Annotated in this window: 16 protein-coding genes; 5 read left to right on the forward strand and 11 right to left on the reverse strand. The window is 51.8% G+C overall.

Features of this window, described 5'->3' with window-relative positions; all coding sequences use genetic code 11:
• Nucleotides 1-217 precede the first annotated feature (217 nt).
• The gene (gene hutI / locus ACFFJP_RS12635; RefSeq protein ID WP_377244426.1) at nucleotides 218-1,447 is read right to left on the reverse strand and encodes an imidazolonepropionase; all 1,230 of its coding nucleotides are present in this window, start codon (nucleotides 1,445-1,447) and stop codon (nucleotides 218-220) included.
• A gap of 194 nt (nucleotides 1,448-1,641) precedes the next feature.
• On the opposite strand from hutI, the gene hutC reads away from it, so the two are divergent.
• Nucleotides 1,642-2,373, forward strand: a complete 732-nt coding sequence (gene hutC / locus ACFFJP_RS12640; RefSeq protein ID WP_377244429.1) for a histidine utilization transcriptional repressor HutC — start codon at nucleotides 1,642-1,644, stop codon at nucleotides 2,371-2,373.
• Here hutC and ACFFJP_RS12645 read toward each other — a convergent pair.
• Nucleotides 2,331-2,633, reverse strand: a complete 303-nt coding sequence (locus ACFFJP_RS12645; RefSeq protein WP_377244431.1) for a hypothetical protein — start codon at nucleotides 2,631-2,633, stop codon at nucleotides 2,331-2,333. The genes hutC and ACFFJP_RS12645 overlap by 43 nt on opposite strands.
• Here ACFFJP_RS12645 and ACFFJP_RS12650 point away from each other — a divergent pair.
• Entirely contained in the window at nucleotides 2,632-4,656 is a 2,025-nt protein-coding gene (locus ACFFJP_RS12650; RefSeq protein ID WP_377244434.1) for a methyl-accepting chemotaxis protein, read from the forward strand. The genes ACFFJP_RS12645 and ACFFJP_RS12650 overlap by 2 nt on opposite strands.
• A gap of 508 nt (nucleotides 4,657-5,164) precedes the next feature.
• Here the strand turns inward: ACFFJP_RS12650 and ACFFJP_RS12655 are convergent.
• The 9 genes from ACFFJP_RS12655 to typA form a co-directional block, all read right to left on the reverse strand.
• Entirely contained in the window at nucleotides 5,165-5,620 is a 456-nt protein-coding gene (locus ACFFJP_RS12655; RefSeq protein WP_377244436.1) for a hypothetical protein, read from the reverse strand.
• 213 nt (nucleotides 5,621-5,833) lie between these two features.
• Nucleotides 5,834-6,634 carry a Rossmann-fold NAD(P)-binding domain-containing protein gene (locus ACFFJP_RS12660; protein ID WP_377244438.1) on the reverse strand — a complete coding sequence of 267 codons (801 nt, stop codon included), beginning with the start codon at nucleotides 6,632-6,634 and terminating at the stop codon, nucleotides 5,834-5,836.
• Nucleotides 6,634-7,551 carry a bifunctional GNAT family N-acetyltransferase/hotdog fold thioesterase gene (locus ACFFJP_RS12665; RefSeq protein ID WP_377244440.1) on the reverse strand — a complete coding sequence of 306 codons (918 nt, stop codon included), beginning with the start codon at nucleotides 7,549-7,551 and terminating at the stop codon, nucleotides 6,634-6,636. The genes ACFFJP_RS12660 and ACFFJP_RS12665 overlap by 1 nt, the downstream gene beginning before the upstream one ends.
• 19 nt (nucleotides 7,552-7,570) lie before the next feature.
• Nucleotides 7,571-8,020 carry a D-aminoacyl-tRNA deacylase gene (dtd, locus tag ACFFJP_RS12670; protein ID WP_377244443.1) on the reverse strand — a complete coding sequence of 150 codons (450 nt, stop codon included), beginning with the start codon at nucleotides 8,018-8,020 and terminating at the stop codon, nucleotides 7,571-7,573.
• Entirely contained in the window at nucleotides 8,017-8,979 is a 963-nt protein-coding gene (gene pip, locus ACFFJP_RS12675; protein ID WP_377244446.1) for a prolyl aminopeptidase, read from the reverse strand. The genes dtd and pip overlap by 4 nt, the downstream gene beginning before the upstream one ends.
• Nucleotides 8,966-9,901: a virulence factor BrkB family protein gene (locus tag ACFFJP_RS12680; RefSeq protein ID WP_377244450.1), complete on the reverse strand. Its 936-nt coding sequence runs from the start codon at nucleotides 9,899-9,901 to the stop codon at nucleotides 8,966-8,968. Before ACFFJP_RS12680 ends, pip begins: the two co-directional genes overlap by 14 nt.
• Nucleotides 9,902-10,011: 110 nt before the next feature.
• Nucleotides 10,012-11,049, reverse strand: a complete 1,038-nt coding sequence (locus tag ACFFJP_RS12685) for an FAD:protein FMN transferase (protein ID WP_377244453.1) — start codon at nucleotides 11,047-11,049, stop codon at nucleotides 10,012-10,014.
• Nucleotides 11,050-11,115: 66 nt separating this feature from the next.
• Entirely contained in the window at nucleotides 11,116-12,726 is a 1,611-nt protein-coding gene (locus ACFFJP_RS12690; protein WP_377244456.1) for a response regulator, read from the reverse strand.
• A 138-nt stretch (nucleotides 12,727-12,864) separates the two neighbouring features.
• Nucleotides 12,865-14,685, reverse strand: coding sequence for a translational GTPase TypA (typA, locus tag ACFFJP_RS12695; RefSeq protein ID WP_377244459.1), 1,821 nt, complete (start codon nucleotides 14,683-14,685; stop codon nucleotides 12,865-12,867).
• Between the two features lie 569 nt (nucleotides 14,686-15,254).
• Between typA and glnA the strand changes: the two genes are divergently transcribed.
• The 3 genes from glnA to glnL all read left to right on the forward strand — a co-directional run bounded on the left by glnA (nucleotide 15,255) and on the right by glnL (nucleotide 18,487).
• The gene (gene glnA, locus ACFFJP_RS12700) at nucleotides 15,255-16,664 is read left to right on the forward strand and encodes a glutamate--ammonia ligase (protein ID WP_208931993.1); all 1,410 of its coding nucleotides are present in this window, start codon (nucleotides 15,255-15,257) and stop codon (nucleotides 16,662-16,664) included.
• 141 nt (nucleotides 16,665-16,805) lie between these two features.
• Nucleotides 16,806-17,345, forward strand: a complete 540-nt coding sequence (locus ACFFJP_RS12705) for a DUF4124 domain-containing protein (RefSeq protein WP_377244462.1) — start codon at nucleotides 16,806-16,808, stop codon at nucleotides 17,343-17,345.
• Between the two features lie 71 nt (nucleotides 17,346-17,416).
• On the forward strand, nucleotides 17,417-18,487 hold the full coding sequence (gene glnL, locus ACFFJP_RS12710) for a nitrogen regulation protein NR(II) (RefSeq protein ID WP_377244465.1): 1,071 nt from the start codon (nucleotides 17,417-17,419) through the stop codon (nucleotides 18,485-18,487).

Raw genomic sequence — 18,487 nt, forward strand, 5'->3', positions numbered from 1 at the left:
CACAAGCCGATGGTGATCAGCCAGCCAATACCACAAAGCAACAAACCGGCCCACAGCCAAGTGGTGTTGGCGGATCCCGGTTGTTGTGCTGCAACCGGAACCGAGGCGACAAGCAATACAGCGGCAAATCGTCTCATCTGGTGATCACCTGCAAAGACTGTTTTTTGCTGAGCTTACGCTTTTTTGACTGCTTGTAAAGTCACGCAGTAACGCGGATTTATCCGGGATTAACGACCTTGCCGCCAATCACCAGTTGCCGCAGCTGACTGACGCCAAACTGATAGCACAGCTCCGCCGGCTGGCTCACCTGATACAAGGCAAAATCAGCGCGAAGACCGGTACGCAGCATGCCACGATCAGTCAGTCCTAAGGCCTGCGCCGCGTGTCGGGTAACCCCTGCCAATGCCTCTGCCGGCGTCAAACGGAACAGCGTGCAGGCCATATTCAGCATCAAAGGCAGGTTGCACAACGGCGAAGTGCCCGGATTCAGATCTGTCGACACCGCCATCGGCACCTGATACTGACGCAATAAGTCAATCGGCGGCATTTTAGTCTCACGCAGGAAATAATAGGCGCCTGGCAACAGCACCGCGACAGTGCCGGCACTGGCCATATTGGCAACATCCGCCTCGGTCAGGTATTCAATGTGATCGGCGGAAAGACCACCGAATTCGGCCACCAGACTGGCACCACCCAGGCTCGACAGCTGCTCAGCATGTGCTTTCACTGGCAGGCCAAGCGTGCGGGCTTTGTCAAACAAACGCCGGCTTTGCGCTACTGAAAAGCCGATGCCTTCACAAAACACATCCACCGCATCGACGAGGCCAGCGCTATGCAGTTCAGGTAACATGCTGTCGACGACTAAATCCACGTAACCATCACTGTCGCCGCTATATTCCGGCGGTAACGCATGCGCGCCAAGGAAAGTGGTCTGGATCGCGATCGGATGATGCTCGCCGAGCAACCGCGCCACTTCGAGAATTTTGCGTTCACTGGCAAGGTCGAGGCCATAACCGGATTTAATCTCTACACAAGTCACGCCCTGCGCCAGCAATGCGTTCAGCCGGTTTTTCCCCAACACAAACAGCTCTTCATGCGATGCAGCGCGGGTGGCGGCCACAGTAGATTTAATCCCGCCGCCACTTTCTGCGATTTGCTGATAGGTCGCACCGTTTAAACGCAGCTCAAATTCATTGGCCCGATTGCCGGCATACACCAGATGGGTATGACAATCGATAAAACCTGGCAGCAACCAGCCGCCCTGACCATCAAAAGTCGGCGTCGCCAGTGCATCGTAAGGCGGCAGATCCGCGCGAGGACCACAAAACGCAATCAAGCCATCGCGGATGGCCAGTACTGCCTGTTCGACAGCACCATAAGATCCGGGCCGCTGCGGGTCCATACTAGCGATATTGACATTGTGCCAAATGGCATCGAAATGCTGCATATTCTAATCCTGTTGATTTTTAAAGTTTTGTGCTTGCCGGGCTCGAGCTTTGCGTTTTATTGTCTACACTGCGGGCAAGTCAGCGTTGCGCTGATTTACGCAATAATTCTACCGCACTCACTTGTATATACAATCAAGAACCGCTATTTTTTGCGGCAGATTCCGCACATTTTGTCAGGCCAGAGCGCAACCCGATGCAACGCAGTAACGACAGCGGCACCCCCAAGTTTGCCGCCATCAAAGAGTTTATCCTCAGTCAGATTGAAAGCGGTAACTGGCCGGAACATAGCCGGGTACCGTCTGAACACGAGCTGTGTGACCAGTTTGCCGTGAGCCGGATGACGGCCCGGCGCGCTTTACAGGAACTGACCGAGCAGGGAGTGTTATACCGCACCCAGGGCGTCGGTAGTTTTGTCGCATCACCAAAATCACAATCAGCGTTGTTGGAGATCCGCAATATCGCCGATGAAATTCAGGCTCGCGGCCATTTCCATAGCGCGCGGCTGGTTCAGCTGACCAGCCTGCCATGCCCTACCGTGGTCGCCACTGCTTTGGGCTTGGTTCGCAACGAGCCGGTGTTTTTCTCGCTGATTGTGCATTTTGACAACCAGACCCCGCTGCAGCTGGAAGCGCGATATGTTAATCCCAAGATGGTTCCTTTGTACCTGCAACAGGATTTCGCTTTTCAGACACCCCACGAATATCTGAGTGCCGTTGCGCCACTGACCGAAGCCGATCACATTATTGAGGCGGTGTTAGCCGACGAATTTACCTGTAAGCATCTGAAAATCAGCGCACACGAGCCGTGTTTGCGACTGACCCGCCGTACTTTCAGCCGCGAAGGGGCGGTCAGTTTTGCTTTTTTAACTTCCGCTGGCAGCCGTTACCGACTGGGCGGGCATCTCAATATCACCCCAGTGAAATAACCGGAAAAGACCGCAGTAGCCGCTGCTTCAGACTTGGCGCCGGCCTCATCTGACGATGATGTTCCGCTGCCTTTACCGACAATTCGCCGCGTGTTCAGTACCAACTCTGCCATTTTCTGTAATACATTTTTCTGATGTACTGGCTGGACCAGTAGATTTAACTCTGTTAACTTCCTGATCCTCTTTGCATAACCATGAACTTCGTCAATACTAAAATCACTCCAGACGAAGAAGACAAATGAGACAACAGGATCAGACATGAAACTCACCGTGGCTCACAAAGTCATCCTCGGCTTTGGCTTTATTGCACTACTGTTATTATTCGCCAGTTTATCTTCGCTATGGAGCTTTGCCGTAGTGTCTGATTCGGGTAGCCGGGTCAACGACATTGCCGTACCCGTGCAGCAGCAAAGTAATCAGGCCCAGATCCAGCTGTTGAAACTCGGCAAGTTATCTGCGTTAGGTTTTATGGCCGACCAGGCGAAAACCATCAGTCAGTTTCAAACGGACTTTGACAACGCCAATAGTGATTACCGGCAAAAAGTCACCGCACTACGTGCCCTGACCGCATCGGATGCAACGCTGAATAAAGCACTGACTACCGCAGATCAACAACATGACCTGTACAGCGCTGCAGTCAACAATATGTTTAAAGCAAAACTGGCAACGTTGCAGACCGGTGATGCTGCCGCTGCTGAGTTAAAACAACTGGTCCAGCTAATTGACGATGCCGGCGCCACGCTGGTGGATTTGTCTTATCTGGAAACGCCGGGTAAAAAAGCCCAGATTGAACTGTTGGCTGGTGCGGCAGCCCGAGTCGACGGCCAATTACTGTCGCTGATGCAGACTGTACGGGAAACCGCAGCCTATACCGAATTGAGCCAACTGACGGAAAGTCAGCAAAACATTGAATTTGCTTTGAGTGACATGCAGGGCAACCTGGATTACATCGGTAATCTGGTGGACGAAGTGGATGCAACTGACTTGTGGCAAACCTTTAATGAACAACTCAGCGCGGTCAAAGCCAGGGTGGCGACAGAGCAAAATCTGGTCAGCCTGAAACAACAACAGCTAACCGCTTTGCAGGAAGCCCGTACTCAGCTGGCGAATTCAGAGCAGTCGATTGGCCTTGCTATTGCGGCACTTGACCAGCTGTTAAAAGCAGCCGATCAACAATTCACCAGCCTGCAGGCCGAAGTGTCTTCAGCTTTGTCTTTTGGTAAAGCCCGCACCATCGTCATCATGGTGGTGCTGGTGGCACTGGCTGGTGGCGCGGCATTTCTGACCATTAATGCCATGTTAAAACCGCTGGCTGGTATCAACAAGGTGCTGGGGGAAGTCGCAGGTGGTGATTTAACAAGGCGCCTGCACATTGTGCAGGAAGACGAATTTGGCGCATTGTCAGCCAAGGTTAACAGCTTGATCGAAGCGCTCAGTCAGCTGATCCACCGGATTGTCGATAGTTCTGGTGAGCTGCAGCACAATGCCAGTCGCTCCAGAGATGAAGTGCAGGAAATTAACCGCGCGTTGCAAACACAACAGACCCAAATCAATGACGTCAACCAGACCACACAGCAACTGAACAACAATACTCACAACATCGCACAACAGGCAGAACAAGCGGTAGAAGAAATGCGGCATGCACTGGGGCAAAGCCAGCAAATCGATAAAATATCAGGCGAAAACAATACACTGATCAGCGGACTGGCCGGTCAGCTGGCCAGTACCGCGGAAATCATGCTGAAGGTCAACACTCATTCCAATAACATTGGCGGTATCCTTGCCACGATCCGTGGCATTGCGGAACAAACCAATCTGCTGGCACTGAATGCCGCGATTGAAGCAGCCCGTGCCGGTGAGCAGGGCCGTGGTTTTGCCGTGGTTGCCGATGAAGTCCGCTCGCTTGCTGTACGCAGTCAGGCCGCAGTTGATGAAATACGCCAGATGATCCAAACGCTGCAGCAGGAAAGTACGGCAGCGGTCAGCGCGATCAATCGTGGCAAGACTGATGCCGAATACTGTGTGAACCATACGGCGGATTTGGTGCAATCACTTGGTCATGTCAATCAAGCTATTAGTCAGATGCATCACATCAGTACCGCGATTGCCAGTGCAACCCAACAACAGTTGGCGCTTGGTGATTTGATTTCCGACCACATGAGTGCAATGGTCCAACTTTCCGACCAAAGTTCTGAAAAAGCTGACCGTACGCTGGAACATAGCGCAGCAGTCAGTGACAACGCCGGTCAGCTGACGGCCGCCATCAGTACTTTCAAAATTTGAACCCTGCCGGCCCTGTCAGCAGATAGGGCCGCAATACCCACTCTCCCCGCTTGAACCATGCCTGCCGGCACAAGTAGTGCTGGCCGCAGTATTGGGTTTTATCTGACGGCTTTGACGACAGTTGCCATAGCAAATTGCCCGCAGCCGGTAATGCCCTATGTCTCTTTGACTGCAATACAGTGGATCGCGGCATAATGACCCGCGACGCGGGCTGACTGCGTCAAGCCAAGTACAGCCTGGGTTGGTAGCATCAAGTGCATGCGTCAAGCCAGTCTATCGAGTACTGCCGTCACGGATATTTTAACTTTGGTCTGGCGCCGGCTTTGAGCTGCCACCGGGAGCAAAAAATAAAAAAAGGCTGGAGCAAGTCCAGCCAGGCAGGCGGTGTTTCTACCCAATCCCGGGTATTTGTATCGGTCCTTCAGCGTTACACGCCCGATTAATTTGCCAAAACAGAGACAAAAAAACCTTACCAAACTTTGATATTGTGCCTAAAAAGTGATTTTTTTTAAGACTTTATCCAGTTCCGCAGCTGCTGCTTGTCCAGAATGCGAATATTGGCTTCCAATGCAAAAATCTGTGCCGGGCTCTTGATGTTGTGAGGGACCAGCGCCAGAGCACTGTGACACTGATGACGCAACATCAGCTGAAAAATATGACGTAATTGCATAATGTCCAGCGGAAAGTCAGCACTGGTCTGTACGTAATACAGCACACCGTATTCGCGTTGCAGGTAGTAATTGGGTTCGCCTGTTAACGGGCTTGCCGTCTGCTGCTGCAAAAATTGCTGTGCTAAAACAGTAAAATGACTGAGTTCATCGTTGTCGCGTGGTAGCACAAATAAAGGCGCCCGATGAAAATCGACGCCAAAAATCGCCAGCACATTTAATAACAGCGCCAACAGCAGCATCCCGGAGAAAAACAGTAACAAAGGTTGTTGATACCACTGCTGGCTAATCAGCATGGGTTCTGCCGGGCTATCAAACAAATATATGAAGCCGGCAACCACCCCTAACGCTGTGCAACAACCCGACCCGAGCAGCCATTTATTGAGATCCAACCGCAGTATCCTGAATCATGTTCCTATTCTGACCATGCTGCCGTTTTACTGCTGGAAAAAGACGATTAAGCTTTGATAAAAATTTGATATTGCTGCAAATCAATCTGGAGCACTGATTTAGAAACTGCTGAGATCCAGCTGTTGGTAGGTAAATCCGGGCAATTGCAAACTTAGCGCTGCGTTGACCCGACGCGACGGTTCAGTCGCTGCGATAAATTGCGGGACCGTCAGCCCCTGTTGCTGGCAGGCCGCGGTGTAAAACTCGGCTTTACTGCGCATGATCGGCGCACAGAGATTCACCACAGCGCCGGGAAAAGCATCGGTATTAAGCAACAGCAAAGACAACCAACGACAGATATCTGCACTGTGCACCAGATTCACCGGTTGCTCTGGCCCAGCCATCACGCCGCGTCGGGTGAAATTCGCCGGATGCCGGCCAGGTCCAATCAGGCCTGCCAGACGCAGAACATAACGCTGTGGAACACTGTGTGCTGCTTGCAGTATCAGTTGTTCCGCCTGCCAGAGCAGCTGCGCCCGTGGCTCTGGTCCCGGTGCATCGGCTTCGCTGACCTCGCCGCCCAGACCGGCGTACACACCACTGGATGAACAGAGCACCAGTGCCTGCGCAGCTTCGGCTTGAGCCAGCACGATTTGCAGCGACCGCAAATAAGCAGCACCGCCATCCTGGGCGGCTGACGGCGGCATAGCCAGGATCAGCCAGCTATCAGGTAACAGCTGACAAATCTCCGGACTTAGCGGACTGGATCCATCCCACACCAGGGGGAGAATTGCGGCAGGTAAAGTAGCAAGCCGCTCACTGCTACGCCGGCTGCCCCAAACCTGATGGCCTTGTGTACTGAGCTGCAGACCAAGCTGAGTGCCCAGCCAGCCGCAGCCTAGAATAACGACCGCCGCCATTAACCAGCACTCACTGCAACAGTCGCCGGCTTCACGACAAAACGACCATGAAATTCGGCCAGCAGCCGATCTCCCTCAGTTAAGCGCACTGTAAGCAGCTGGCGCACGTGCCGGCCTCGAGTCAGTGCTGTCAGGTCACCGACAGCATCAAGTAATTGCACCTGCGCACGGGCATCTTGCTGTACCGGCGCCAGATAACGAATATCAGCATCGGCCAACACAATGTCGCCCTGTAGACCAAGCGCCTGCAACTGCAGCCAGATCAGACCCCAGCCGGTTAACGTTAGCAAGCTGTAGATGCTGCCGGCAAACATGGTGTGATGCAGATTCTTGTTCGGCGCCAGTGGCGCCTGACAAGCCAATAAGTTGCCATCAAACTGTGTGATCTGTAGCTGCATAAAAGCCGACAACGGGATTGTTTGATGCCAGGTTTGTTGCAAATTGGCACACCAGCGGGTGAATTGTGCGGTATCGCCGCCTAGACGCAGTCGTTTGGTCATTTGCTGATGTGCAATACCGTATAACGGCGCCAGCGGTTTGCCAGCCTTGTAGCCAAGTTTCTGATAAAAGCTGAAGGCGTTTTCGCGGGCATTGAGTGTCAGCTGATCACAGCCCCAGGCCAGACCTTGCTGCTCCAGCGCTCGCAATACCAGCGCGCCCAGACCTTGACCGCGGGCAGACTCTGCCACCGCCATGTAACGCACCTGGCACCAGCCATCGGCTAGTTGATGCAGGCGGCCGACAGCCAACAACTGACCGTCAGCAGCCCGCACCATGCGATGGGCGCTGCTGGCTTCCAATTCATCCTGCTCTGAACCCGGCGGTTGCCCCCAAGGTTCGCGCAACACCTGATAGCGCAGTTGATAATAATCCAGCCAATCCTGCGCACTGTGCGGACTCGTCACCTGATACTGCATCAAACACCTCGTAAAGGATTCAGGCGACCGGAGGCACCTGCAACCAGAATGTGACCGGACCATCATTGACCAGACTCACCTGCATATCCGCACCAAACTGCCCGGTCGCTACCGTCAGCCCCTGCGCGCGGCAATAAGCCACGAACTGCAGATACATCGGCTCCGCCACCTCAGGCCGTGCCGCCGGAGTAAAGCTTGGTCGCAAACCGGAATTGGTGTCCGCAGCCAGCGTAAATTGCGACACCACCAACAGCTGACCGCCGGCTTGCTGCACATTCAGATTCATTTTGCCGGCTTCATCACTGAATAAACGATATTTCAGCACTTTGTCGGCCAGCTTGTGCAGCTCTGCCGGCGTATCACCCGCTTCCACACCGAGCAATACCAACATACCACTGCCAATAGCCCCGACTACATCAGTGCCAACTGTGACATCAGCGCGGCGCACGCGCTGGATCAACGCAATCATGGCGCCTCCCGCAAGCGGATTGCCAGCTGCAATGACGCATCGTACAGCGCACGGCTGATGCCGGTTTCACTGGCGGAATGCCCGGCGTTAGCAACGATAGTAAGCACCGAATCGGGCCAGGCCTGATGTAAAGTCCAGGCATTTTCCAGCTTACAAACAATGTCGTAACGGCCATGCACAATGTAGCAAGGCAAATGCTGTACTCTGCCAAGCTCAGCCATCAGCTGATCCGGACGTAAAAAGCAATGATGCAGGAAATAGTGGTTTTCAATCCGTGCCAATGGCAACGCAGAATCCGGCTCTGTCGCGCCGTCGCGCATGGCGGTATTGGGTAATAAGGTCGCTACACGTGCTTCCCATAAACTCCAGGCCTGTGCGGCATGCAGACAGATACTGGCATCGGCATGCTGCAACAGCAGTTGATAAGCTACCAGAATATCCAGGCCTTTTTTGCCGGCCACTGGCGCAACAAAATCGGCAAAATAATCTGGGAACAATTGACTGGCGCCGCCACCGGGCCGGTACAACCAATCGATATCTTCGGGGCGGCCAAGGAAAATGCCCCGCAGGATCAGGCCAAGGCAATGCTGCGGATATTGCTCGGCATATGCCAGCGCCAGCGTACTGCCCCAACTGCCCCCAGCAACCACCCAGCGGTTAATCCCCAGATGCTGCCGGATCGCCTCAATGTCATCGACCAGATCTTGAGTTGTATTGTGCTCAAGGCTGGCAAAAGGGGTCGACTGACCACAACCACGCTGATCAAACAACACAATCCGGTACTGCTGCGGATCAAACAGCGTGCGCTGAAACGGTGAACAGCCGCCACCAGGGCCGCCGTGGCACATCAGCACCGGGATCCCCTGCGGATTACCACTTTGCTCCAGATACAAGCGATGGCCGTGCGGCCGTGGCAGAAATTCACTGTGATAACAATCAACAGGTTCAGTGCGATACATCAGAAGACTCCGTCAGCACAGCACCAGGCGCCGCAACTACTGGCTGTGCCCGCTGTGTTTTATGCTGCAATAACTGCAGTGCCCGGCAGTGTTGTTCCTGCAAAAGTGCTGTCAGCTCGGCACCAATCAACACCACCAGCCAGGATAAATAAATCCAGACAAATAAAATCGGTACCAGCGCCAGCGCGCCATAAATCGCCTGATAGGACGGGAAATGCTGGATGTAGAGCGCAAAACCGTTTTTCAGCATCTCAAACAAAATACTGGCAAGCAGTGCGCCCCAAAAGGCATAGCCATAGCGAACTTTAATATTGGGGACCAGCTGATAAAGCATAAAAAACGCCAGCAATGACATGCCATACGGCGTAAAAGACAGCAGGAAATTCGATAAACCGGGCGTGTAATCGTCGGCCAGGTGGCTCAGCGACGCCAGATAAGAGGTCAGCGCAATCGAACTGCCGAGCAAAATAGGGCCCAGCGTCAGGATCATCCAATAGATCGACAACGAAATCATCAACCGTGGGCGTTTTTGCACGCGCCAGATCTTATTCAGTGTCTTGTCGATATTGTGAATAAGCATCAGTGCGACCAACACTAAAAACAACACGCCAACGGTGGTCATCTGACCAATGTTTTCGACAAAGCCGTTGATATAATTCTGAATTTCCTGACCACGCGATGGCACTATATTGGCGTAAACAAAGGCCTCTATTTCACTACGCAGTCCAGCAAACATCGGGAACGCATTCAGTACCGAAAATGCCACAGCAACCAGCGGCACCAGCGATAAAATCGAAATATATGCCAGATAACCACCAATCATACCGATTTGGTCGTGCTGACAACGTTGCAGATAAAGGCGGCAAAAACGCACACTGTTCATCCCAAGGGTAACAGTGCGCTGAATCATCGAATCGGGCATCATCCTGTCCTGAGCAGACACCTATCTGGGTGCCGGAACCTGCAGCCTACCACAAAGCGCCCGGGTGCAGACAAGCAGACCCGGCCAGATCGCAGCAAAATGCTGCGTGGCTATTGCAGCGATACATCCTTGCTATTGACCAATGCCTGACTTGGCTTCTCAATTAAAGTTTCGCCCTGTTGGTCAATAAACAACACTTTCAGGCCCAAGTCGTCGGCCACTTTCAGCCCGGCTTCACTGCCGAGACATAAAAACGCGGTCGACCAGGCATCACCAAAAGTGGCATTGTCGATCAGCACTGTGGTGGACACCGTATTGTGCCGCACAGGCGCACCAGCGCGGGCGTCCAGCACATGGCTGAAACGTTGGCCATCGGCATCAAAATAATGCCGGTAGGTGCCGGATGTCATAATGGCCAGAGGGGAATCCTGATTGACCGTGATGATTTTCTGCAAATGTTGCTCGCCGGGTAACGGCTTTTCAATTGCTACCTTCCAAGGTTGCCCTTCCGGTTTTTTGCCCCGGACCTGTAATTCACCACCCACTTCCACCAGATAATTGGTGACACCGGCTTGTTCCAACAAGGCTGACAACTTGCGCACGGTATAACCCTGAGCAATGGATGACACATCAACCCGCATCTGAGCGATGGCTTTACTCATCTCACCGCCCGTCGTCGTGGTGATTTTATCCATGCCGACCCACTGCATGGTCTCGCTGATTTGCGCTGGGGTCGGCTGATTAAACTTATCTGCTTTAAACCCCCAGAGTTCAAACAGCGGTTTGACAGTCAGGTCATAGCAACCATGACTAGCTTCTGTGACACGGCGGGCATCTTCTACCAGAGCAACCAATTCAGCTCCCACCGTTTGCAGATTGGTGTGCTGCGCGGCATTAAACTGTTCAATCACTGAATCTGGCCGGTAATTCGACATTGCCAAATCGATTCGTTCCAGTTCCTTTACAACCTGTTGTTGTAAATCCGCAGCCTTGACCTGCGGTTCGGACCAATAACTGATGTTGTAGGTCGAACCTTGTGCCGGACCGGAAAAGCGTTGGATCGGATCAGCTGGTGTGCAACTCAGCAAAACCAATGAGAGAAAAACAGCGGCACAACGGCCAGTGAAAGAACAGATTTTGACAGACATCAGCGCTTCTCATTGCAGGAAAACCGGCGCAGTGTAATTTATGCGCCACTGAAATGCCAGCCAGGTTCAGAGGTCCAGATGCCCCAATATCACCTGATAGCGTTTTTGTTGATCGGCTGGCAACTGCCCTGCAGTGATCAGGCTGACACAGTGCTGCGCCAGCGCTTTCAGGTCGCCATTCAGTGTCTGACGCATACTCAGCGCTTGCAGCAAATTCAATGCAATATTGACATTCGCCGGCATCGATTCGAGCGCTGTACGAAAATAATCGATGGCCATCGAAAAATCGCCGCTGCCATAGGCCTGCATGCCAGCCGCATTGCTTTCCATTAATTGCTGACGCAATTGCTGATGTTTCTTCTGCTCATGCTGCATCATCAGGTTGATGGCGCTGCAATACAGATTATCGTCTTGTGTTAATGCCGACAGCGCGCCCATATAGTGATCGCACATCGCCAGATTGCCGGCTTCAAAATAGGCACGGGCCCGGTCCAGCATCGACGCCGGTGATAAGTGTTTTTCCAAACTGAGCTGTTCACTGTATTCCAGCAATTGCAGCGCCTCTTTGGTTTTCCCTTCCAACATCGCAATTCGCGCATCGACAACCAGCCGGTCATGTTCATAACTGGCCGGATGAAAGCGTTTTTTGATGGTCGTCAGGAATGTATCCAGCCGGCGCATAGTCTCTGCCCGGCCTTTGGGCTCTTGATCTTTTGCCTGCTCCAGCAAAGCGCGGGCAAAATTGAGCATATTGTCCGCGGTGTCATACATTGAATAACGGGCCGCCGTCAGTAAGCGCTGGTGCACCTGCACCGCCAAATCTTTGCGGTTGTCGATCACTGCCAGCGTGGCCAGCACATGTTGGCGTAAATAGTTGCGCGGAGAAGTTTTAGCGACTTGTTCAACCGCCGCCAGTGCGGCAGCTGGTTTTTGCTGGCTGATGTATAGGCGGGTCAGCCAGTCCAGCGCTTCGATTCTCGTTTCCGCTTGTCCGGACAACAACTGTAACGCGGCTTCCGCCTCGTCACTGCGCCCCTGATAACCATAGATCACCGCTAAACCCAGCCGCGCCCAGGCAAAGTCACGAACGGTCAATGCCCAGTGATATAAATGTTCGGCCTCTGCAAAGCGTTCTAACCGCACCAGCAATTCCGCTTTGAGTCGGGACGCATGCAGCGCATATTTGCTGCGATGAGCGACAACATGATCACAAGCCTGCACAGCATCATTGTATTCACGTTGTTGGATCGCCTGATAAGCCAGTTTCAGCGCTTGTTTAATGTGATAAGCACGGGTAATGCGACGTTCCAGTTCGGCATAACTGAACGGTTTTAGCAGATAATCATCCGGCTGATATTCGACGATGCCGTACACCGCCTGGCGCTGGCGTTCGGCACTGACCACCAGAAAACAGCATTCAGCTTTTAATAGCTGTTCGGTGCGCAGCACTTCGAATAACTGGTAGCCATCCCGCCCGACACCTAAATGGAAGTCGCACAGAATAAAATCAAAAGGAATACGCCGGCAATTGGACAGCGCCATCTCGGCATCTCGCGCCAGCGTCACATCATCAAAACCAATCAGCAGCAACATACTTTTGAAATAGCTGCGGATTTGGTCAGAATCATCCACCACCAGCACAGTTTTGTTTTTATAAAACGACCGGCGCGAGGTCATTGTGGCAAAGCTCCATGCAACAAATAAATGACATTCTCTCTGCGTTGCAAGATACACAGCATTGGCTGGCATCGCCAGCGCTTTGTCCCAAAAACAAAACCCGCGACTAAGCGCGGGTTTTATCATTCACAACCTGAATTAAGCGCGGCTGGCGCGTTTACGGTCGTTTTCAGTCAGGTGACGTTTACGGATCCGAATAGACTGTGGTGTTACTTCAACCAGTTCGTCATCATCGATAAACTCCAGCGCCTGTTCCAGTGTGTAACGGATTGGCGGTACCAGGTTAATCGCTTCGTCAGTACCGGAAGCACGAACGTTAGTCAGCTGTTTGCCTTTTAAGCAGTTAACTGTTAAGTCGTTGCTACGGCTGTGAATACCGATGATTTGGCCTTCGTATACTTCATCAGCATGACCGATAAACATCCGGCCACGTTCCTGCAGAGAGAAAATCGCGTAACCAGCGGCTTTACCCATCGCATTAGAAATCAGCACGCCGTTCATGCGCAGACCGATTGAACCGCCTTTGAATGGACCGTAGTGATCAAAGCTGTTGTACATCAGACCTGTGCCTGACGTCAGCGTCATAAACTCAGTACGGAAACCGATCAGACCACGGCTTGGCATCTGGAAATCCATCCGGATACGGCCTTTGCCATCTGGCTGCATGTTGGTCATTTCAGCTTTACGCTCACCCATTTTTTCCATGATAGAGCCCTGGTGCTGCTCTTCCACGTCAATGGTGACGTTTTCAATTGGTTCCATTTTCGCGCCATCAACCACTTTCATGATTACTTCAGGGCGAGATACGGCCAGTTCAAAACCTTCACGACGCATGTTTTCGATCAGAACACCTAAGTGCAGTTCACCACGGCCTGATACTTTGAACTTATCACCGTCTTCGGTTTCTTCAACACGCAGCGCAACGTTATGTTTCAGTTCATGGGTTAACCGCTCCAGGATCTGACGCGACGTGACGAACTTACCTTCTTTACCAGCAAATGGCGACGTATTGACCTGGAAAGTCATGGTCACTGTTGGCTCATCCACTTGTAACGGTGGTAATGCTTCAAGGCTGGTTGGCGCACAAATAGTGTCAGAAATTTTCAGGTCACCCAAACCGGTGAATGCAATGATGTCACCTGCGTTTGCTTCCTGGGTGTCAATCCGTTCCAAACCTAAGTAAGTGAACACCTGACCAACTTTACCGTTACGCTTAGAACCGTCAGCACCTAATACTGTGACCTGTTGGTTGACTTTTAATGTACCGCGTTTGATCCGGCCAATACCAATAATGCCGAGGTAGCTAGAGTAATCTAACTGAGAAACCTGGATCTGGGTGTCACCATTCAGTTCTACCTGTGGTGGAGCTACGTGCTCAACAATGGCAGCAAACAGATCGTTGATGTCTGTTTTTGGTTCGTTGTAATCCAGAGTTGCCCAGCCATTGATGGCAGATGCATAGACGATTGGGAAATCTAATTGCTCGTCAGTAGCGCCTAAGTTGTCGAACAGGTCGAATACCTGGTCGATAACCCAATCCGGACGTGCACCCGGACGGTCAATTTTGTTCACAACAACAATTGGTTTTAAACCGTGGGCGAAGGCTTTTTGTGTAACGAAGCGGGTTTGTGGCATTGGGCCTTCAACCGCATCGACTAATAATAAAACTGAGTCAGCCATCGACAGAACGCGCTCAACTTCACCACCGAAGTCAGCGTGGCCTGGTGTGTCCAGGATGTTGATCTGATAGCCGTTCCAGCGTACTGAAGTGTTTTTAGCCAGGATGGTAATACCGCGCTCGGATTCCTGCGCGTTTGAATCCATCATCCGTTCCTGCAATTTAGCGCGAGCATCGAAAGTGCCGGACTGTTGCAGTAATTTGTCAACAAGTGTAGTTTTACCGTGGTCAACGTGCGCGATAATGGCGATATTACGCAACTTGCTGATATCATAAGACATTTATTTGGTACTCGCTTAGTGAAGTGTAAATGTGTACCCGCCTGTAGTATCCCACCGCAAGTACCCGAAAAATTTGTGCGCGCATTTTACCTGCTTTAGCACTGGCTGGGAAATTTATCTGGCAGCAACCTGCTGATTTTTTCACCAACACCAGCACGAATGCAGGTTTGCGGGCAGCGCCACAATATGCAAATCAAGCAAAACTCCTGCCAGTATGACAGTCATCTGACTACTCTGCGGTAAAAGCCGGCACATTCAGGATGCCGCGGGATATCTCCCAACCGGGTCGCAGATTATTTTTTGTTGTGACGCAGATCTGTGCTGAATTCTTGCTATCGTTAGCGCTGCCGTCACCACTGCACAGAAGCGGGGCATTTTCGGCGGCAATGCACCAATTAAGTGCATTAGCGCATTATTTTGGTGCGTTTTATAACGATTCCGTCAGGGTTGTGCCATGTATGTTTTTAAAAATCATACACTTAATAATCTGGCATAGCTTTGGCATTACAAGCGCAACCCGGCGGCAAGCCGCACCTGAACCTTAGTTTGAGTTGAATCCGGAGGAATGCATGTCTGCATCGAACGTTCTGAGTTTTATGAAAGAAAACGACGTGAAGTTTGTTGATTTACGTTTTACTGACACCAAAGGTAAAGAGCAGCACGTCACAATCCCTGCCAGCCAAATTGACGAAGATTTCTTCGAAAACGGCAAAATGTTTGACGGCTCTTCAATCGCCGGCTGGAAAGGCATCAACGATTCAGACATGATCCTGATGCCAGATGCCAGCACCATGTTGCTGGATCCATTCTTCGAAGAAACCACAATTCTGATCAGCTGTGACGTCATCGAACCAAGCACAATGCAAGGTTACGATCGTTGCCCACGTTCTATCGCTAAACGCGCTGAAGAATATTTAAAATCGACTGGCATCGCCGACACCGTGCTGTTTGGCCCAGAGCCAGAGTGGTTCATGTTTGATGATGTGCGTTTCAAAAACGACATGTCAGGTTCTTTCTTCAAAGTGGACTCTTCAGAAGCAGCCTGGAACTCAGACGCTGAATATGAAGATGGTAACAAAGCCCACCGTCCAGGTGTTAAAGGCGGTTACTTCCCGGTTCCACCAGTAGATCAACATCACGACATCCGTAGCGCTATGTGTATGGTGCTGGAAGAGATGGGTCAGGTTGTTGAAGCGCATCACCATGAAGTGGCGACTGCCGGCCAGAACGAAATTGCGACCCGTTTCAACACGCTGACGAAAAAAGCCGACGAAATTCAGCAGCTGAAATACGTTGTTCATAACGTTGCTCATATGTATGGCAAAACTGTGACTTTCATGCCAAAACCAATCGTTGGTGACAACGGTTCAGGCATGCACTGCCACCAGTCACTGGCAAAAGACGGTGTGAACCTGTTTGCCGGTGATAAATATGCCGGTCTGTCAGAAACTGCGCTGTATTACATTGGCGGTATCATCAAGCACGCGAAGGCAATCAACGCCTTCACCAACCCGTCTACCAACTCGTATAAGCGTCTGGTTCCACACTATGAAGCGCCGGTAATGCTGGCTTATTCTGCCCGTAACCGTTCTGCTTCTGTGCGTATCCCACTGGTACCAAGCGCGAAAGCACGTCGCATTGAAGTTCGTTTCCCGGATCCGGCTGCAAACCCGTACCTGGCATTCGTTGCTCAATTGATGGCTGGTCTGGATGGTATCCAGAACAAGATCCACCCAGGCGATGCAATGGACAAAGACCTGTATGACCTGCCACCAGAAGAAGAAGCACTGATCCCACAAGTTTGTGGTTCACTGGACGAAGCGCTGGATGCACTGGAAGCAAACCGTGCAATCTTCACCAAAGGCGGCGTCATGTCAGACGAAATGATCGATGCTTATATCTCTCTGAAACGTGCAGAAGCCAAACGCGTCTCTATGGCTGTGCACCCACTGGAATACGAACTGTATTACAGCGTGTAATTTCACGAGCTAACACACTGATTTATAAAGTGTGAACTGCATAATCTCAAAGCCCGCTTTTGCGGGCTTTTTGTACTGGTCAAAGCCAGAAAAGCCAGTTAGAGTAATTCTATCAGCCACTTGATCAGATTGGACTCTGTGATGAATATTACCGGTTGGCCGCTATTTATACTGATCGTGCTGACAATGTTGGCGCAGCCTGTGCTGGCACAAGCAAAAAAGGACGACAAACCGGTGTTTGTCACGGTAGACAAAAATAACGTTCCGGTGTTTTCTGACAATCCGGTACCGGGCGCATCTCAGCTACAGCTGAAAGAAGGTAACCGGATGCCCGCGGTCACCCCAACCGAAATCAGCCAGCGCAGTATTGATCACACACCAAAGTTCGATGTAGTCATCACCAAACCAGAACCTGAAGGAACGGTGCGTGAAAACAACGGCACTGTCTACGTATCCGGCCAGGTAAAGCCGCTGTTCGCTCAGGGCCTGCGGGTTCGCCTATATCTGGACGGCCAAGCGGTTGCAGGCCCCAGCAGCAATGCCAATTTTATCCTGCATAACATTGACCGGGGCGAACATCAGCTGATGCTGGAGTTAAGCGACCAAAACGGCAAGGTTATTGCTACCAGTTCCGTAACGACGTTTTTTCTGCACCGAGCATCATCAATTACCCCAAAATAGTGCAACAAGGCACAGCTTAGTCGCTAGACTAAGCGCCATGAGCACCATTTTGGTGCAATAAGGGATTTGCCGTGACACACGCACATATCGCTCTTGAATTGCCGGGTATTAATCTGGCCGAACAACTGACCACAGCCGTGCTGGTGTTGGATGCACAGTTACAGGTGTCCTGCTTTAACACCGCCTGTTGCGCTTTGCTTGGTATTGGTGAAAAACGGCTGCAACATCAATATTTTCCCGGACTGTTTCAATACAGCGATCTCAGTGCTGCGCAGCTGGTCAGCACCTTAAATACCAAACAGGGTTTTGGCATTAGTGATGTGCACTGCGTCATGCCCGATGGCCGGCATCTATTGCTGGATATGACGGCGACCTGGCTGGAGACAGAACAGCCCAGTCTGGTGATGGAATTGCGCCAGGTCGATCAGCAGCGCAAGATCAGCATGGAAAGTTTGCAACAACACCAGCATCTGGCAGCGCGCGAACTGATCCGGGGTCTGGCCCATGAAATCAAAAACCCGCTTGGCGGATTGCGCGGTGCGGCGCAGTTGTTGGAAGAGTCGCTCAATGAAGAACAAAAAGAATATACCCAGCTGATCATTGCCCAGGCCGACCGGCTGCGAAACCTGGTGGATCGTTTACTTGGTCCCTACAAGCCGCCACATAAAGTTGTGTCTAATCTGCACGAAATTATTGAACGCGTCAGCCAGCTGGCTCAAATGGATAATCCCAATGCCGTACAGTTTATCCGCGATTATGATCCGAGCATTCCAGACTTTTCGTTAGATCCGGAGTTACTGGAACAGGCCCTGCTGAATATTGTCCGCAATGCGCAGCAAGTGCTGATCCAAGGCGGCCAGATTGTGATGCAAAGCCGGATTTTACATCAACATACTATTCATGGCCGCCGGCATAAGCTGGTCGCCGTGATCCGCGTCATCGATAACGGCCCCGGTATTCCGCCGGCGATTAAAGATACGCTGTTTTATCCAATGGTCAGCGGCAAACCAGGCGGCACCGGCCTTGGTTTGTCGATTTCACAAACGCTGATCCATCAGCATGGCGGCTGGATTGATTGTGACAGCTGGCCAGGACGCACCGAATTTACCCTGTATTTACCGATAAGCGCAGAAGGAGCTTAA

Source organism: Rheinheimera tilapiae, assembly GCF_042432165.1.
Classification (GTDB): domain Bacteria; phylum Pseudomonadota; class Gammaproteobacteria; order Enterobacterales; family Alteromonadaceae; genus Pararheinheimera; species Pararheinheimera tilapiae.

Excerpts from the sequence above, each read along its gene's own strand:
- ACFFJP_RS12665 (WP_377244440.1), bottom strand. The coding sequence starts at position 7,551 with ATGCAGTATCAGGTGACGAGTCCGCACAGTGCGCAGGATTGGCTGGAT.
- hutC (WP_377244429.1), top strand. The coding sequence starts at position 1,642 with ATGCAACGCAGTAACGACAGCGGCACCCCCAAGTTTGCCGCCATCAAA.
- ACFFJP_RS12705 (WP_377244462.1), top strand. The coding sequence starts at position 16,806 with ATGAATATTACCGGTTGGCCGCTATTTATACTGATCGTGCTGACAATG.
- hutI (WP_377244426.1), bottom strand. The coding sequence starts at position 1,447 with ATGCAGCATTTCGATGCCATTTGGCACAATGTCAATATCGCTAGTATG.
- pip (WP_377244446.1), bottom strand. The coding sequence starts at position 8,979 with ATGTATCGCACTGAACCTGTTGATTGTTATCACAGTGAATTTCTGCCA.
- ACFFJP_RS12685 (WP_377244453.1), bottom strand. The coding sequence starts at position 11,049 with ATGTCTGTCAAAATCTGTTCTTTCACTGGCCGTTGTGCCGCTGTTTTT.
- typA (WP_377244459.1), bottom strand. The coding sequence starts at position 14,685 with ATGTCTTATGATATCAGCAAGTTGCGTAATATCGCCATTATCGCGCAC.
- ACFFJP_RS12690 (WP_377244456.1), bottom strand. The coding sequence starts at position 12,726 with ATGACCTCGCGCCGGTCGTTTTATAAAAACAAAACTGTGCTGGTGGTG.
- glnA (WP_208931993.1), top strand. The coding sequence starts at position 15,255 with ATGTCTGCATCGAACGTTCTGAGTTTTATGAAAGAAAACGACGTGAAG.
- ACFFJP_RS12645 (WP_377244431.1), bottom strand. The coding sequence starts at position 2,633 with ATGTCTGATCCTGTTGTCTCATTTGTCTTCTTCGTCTGGAGTGATTTT.
- ACFFJP_RS12680 (WP_377244450.1), bottom strand. The coding sequence starts at position 9,901 with ATGCCCGATTCGATGATTCAGCGCACTGTTACCCTTGGGATGAACAGT.
- dtd (WP_377244443.1), bottom strand. The coding sequence starts at position 8,020 with ATGATTGCGTTGATCCAGCGCGTGCGCCGCGCTGATGTCACAGTTGGC.
- ACFFJP_RS12650 (WP_377244434.1), top strand. The coding sequence starts at position 2,632 with ATGAAACTCACCGTGGCTCACAAAGTCATCCTCGGCTTTGGCTTTATT.
- ACFFJP_RS12660 (WP_377244438.1), bottom strand. The coding sequence starts at position 6,634 with ATGGCGGCGGTCGTTATTCTAGGCTGCGGCTGGCTGGGCACTCAGCTT.
- ACFFJP_RS12655 (WP_377244436.1), bottom strand. The coding sequence starts at position 5,620 with ATGCTGATTAGCCAGCAGTGGTATCAACAACCTTTGTTACTGTTTTTC.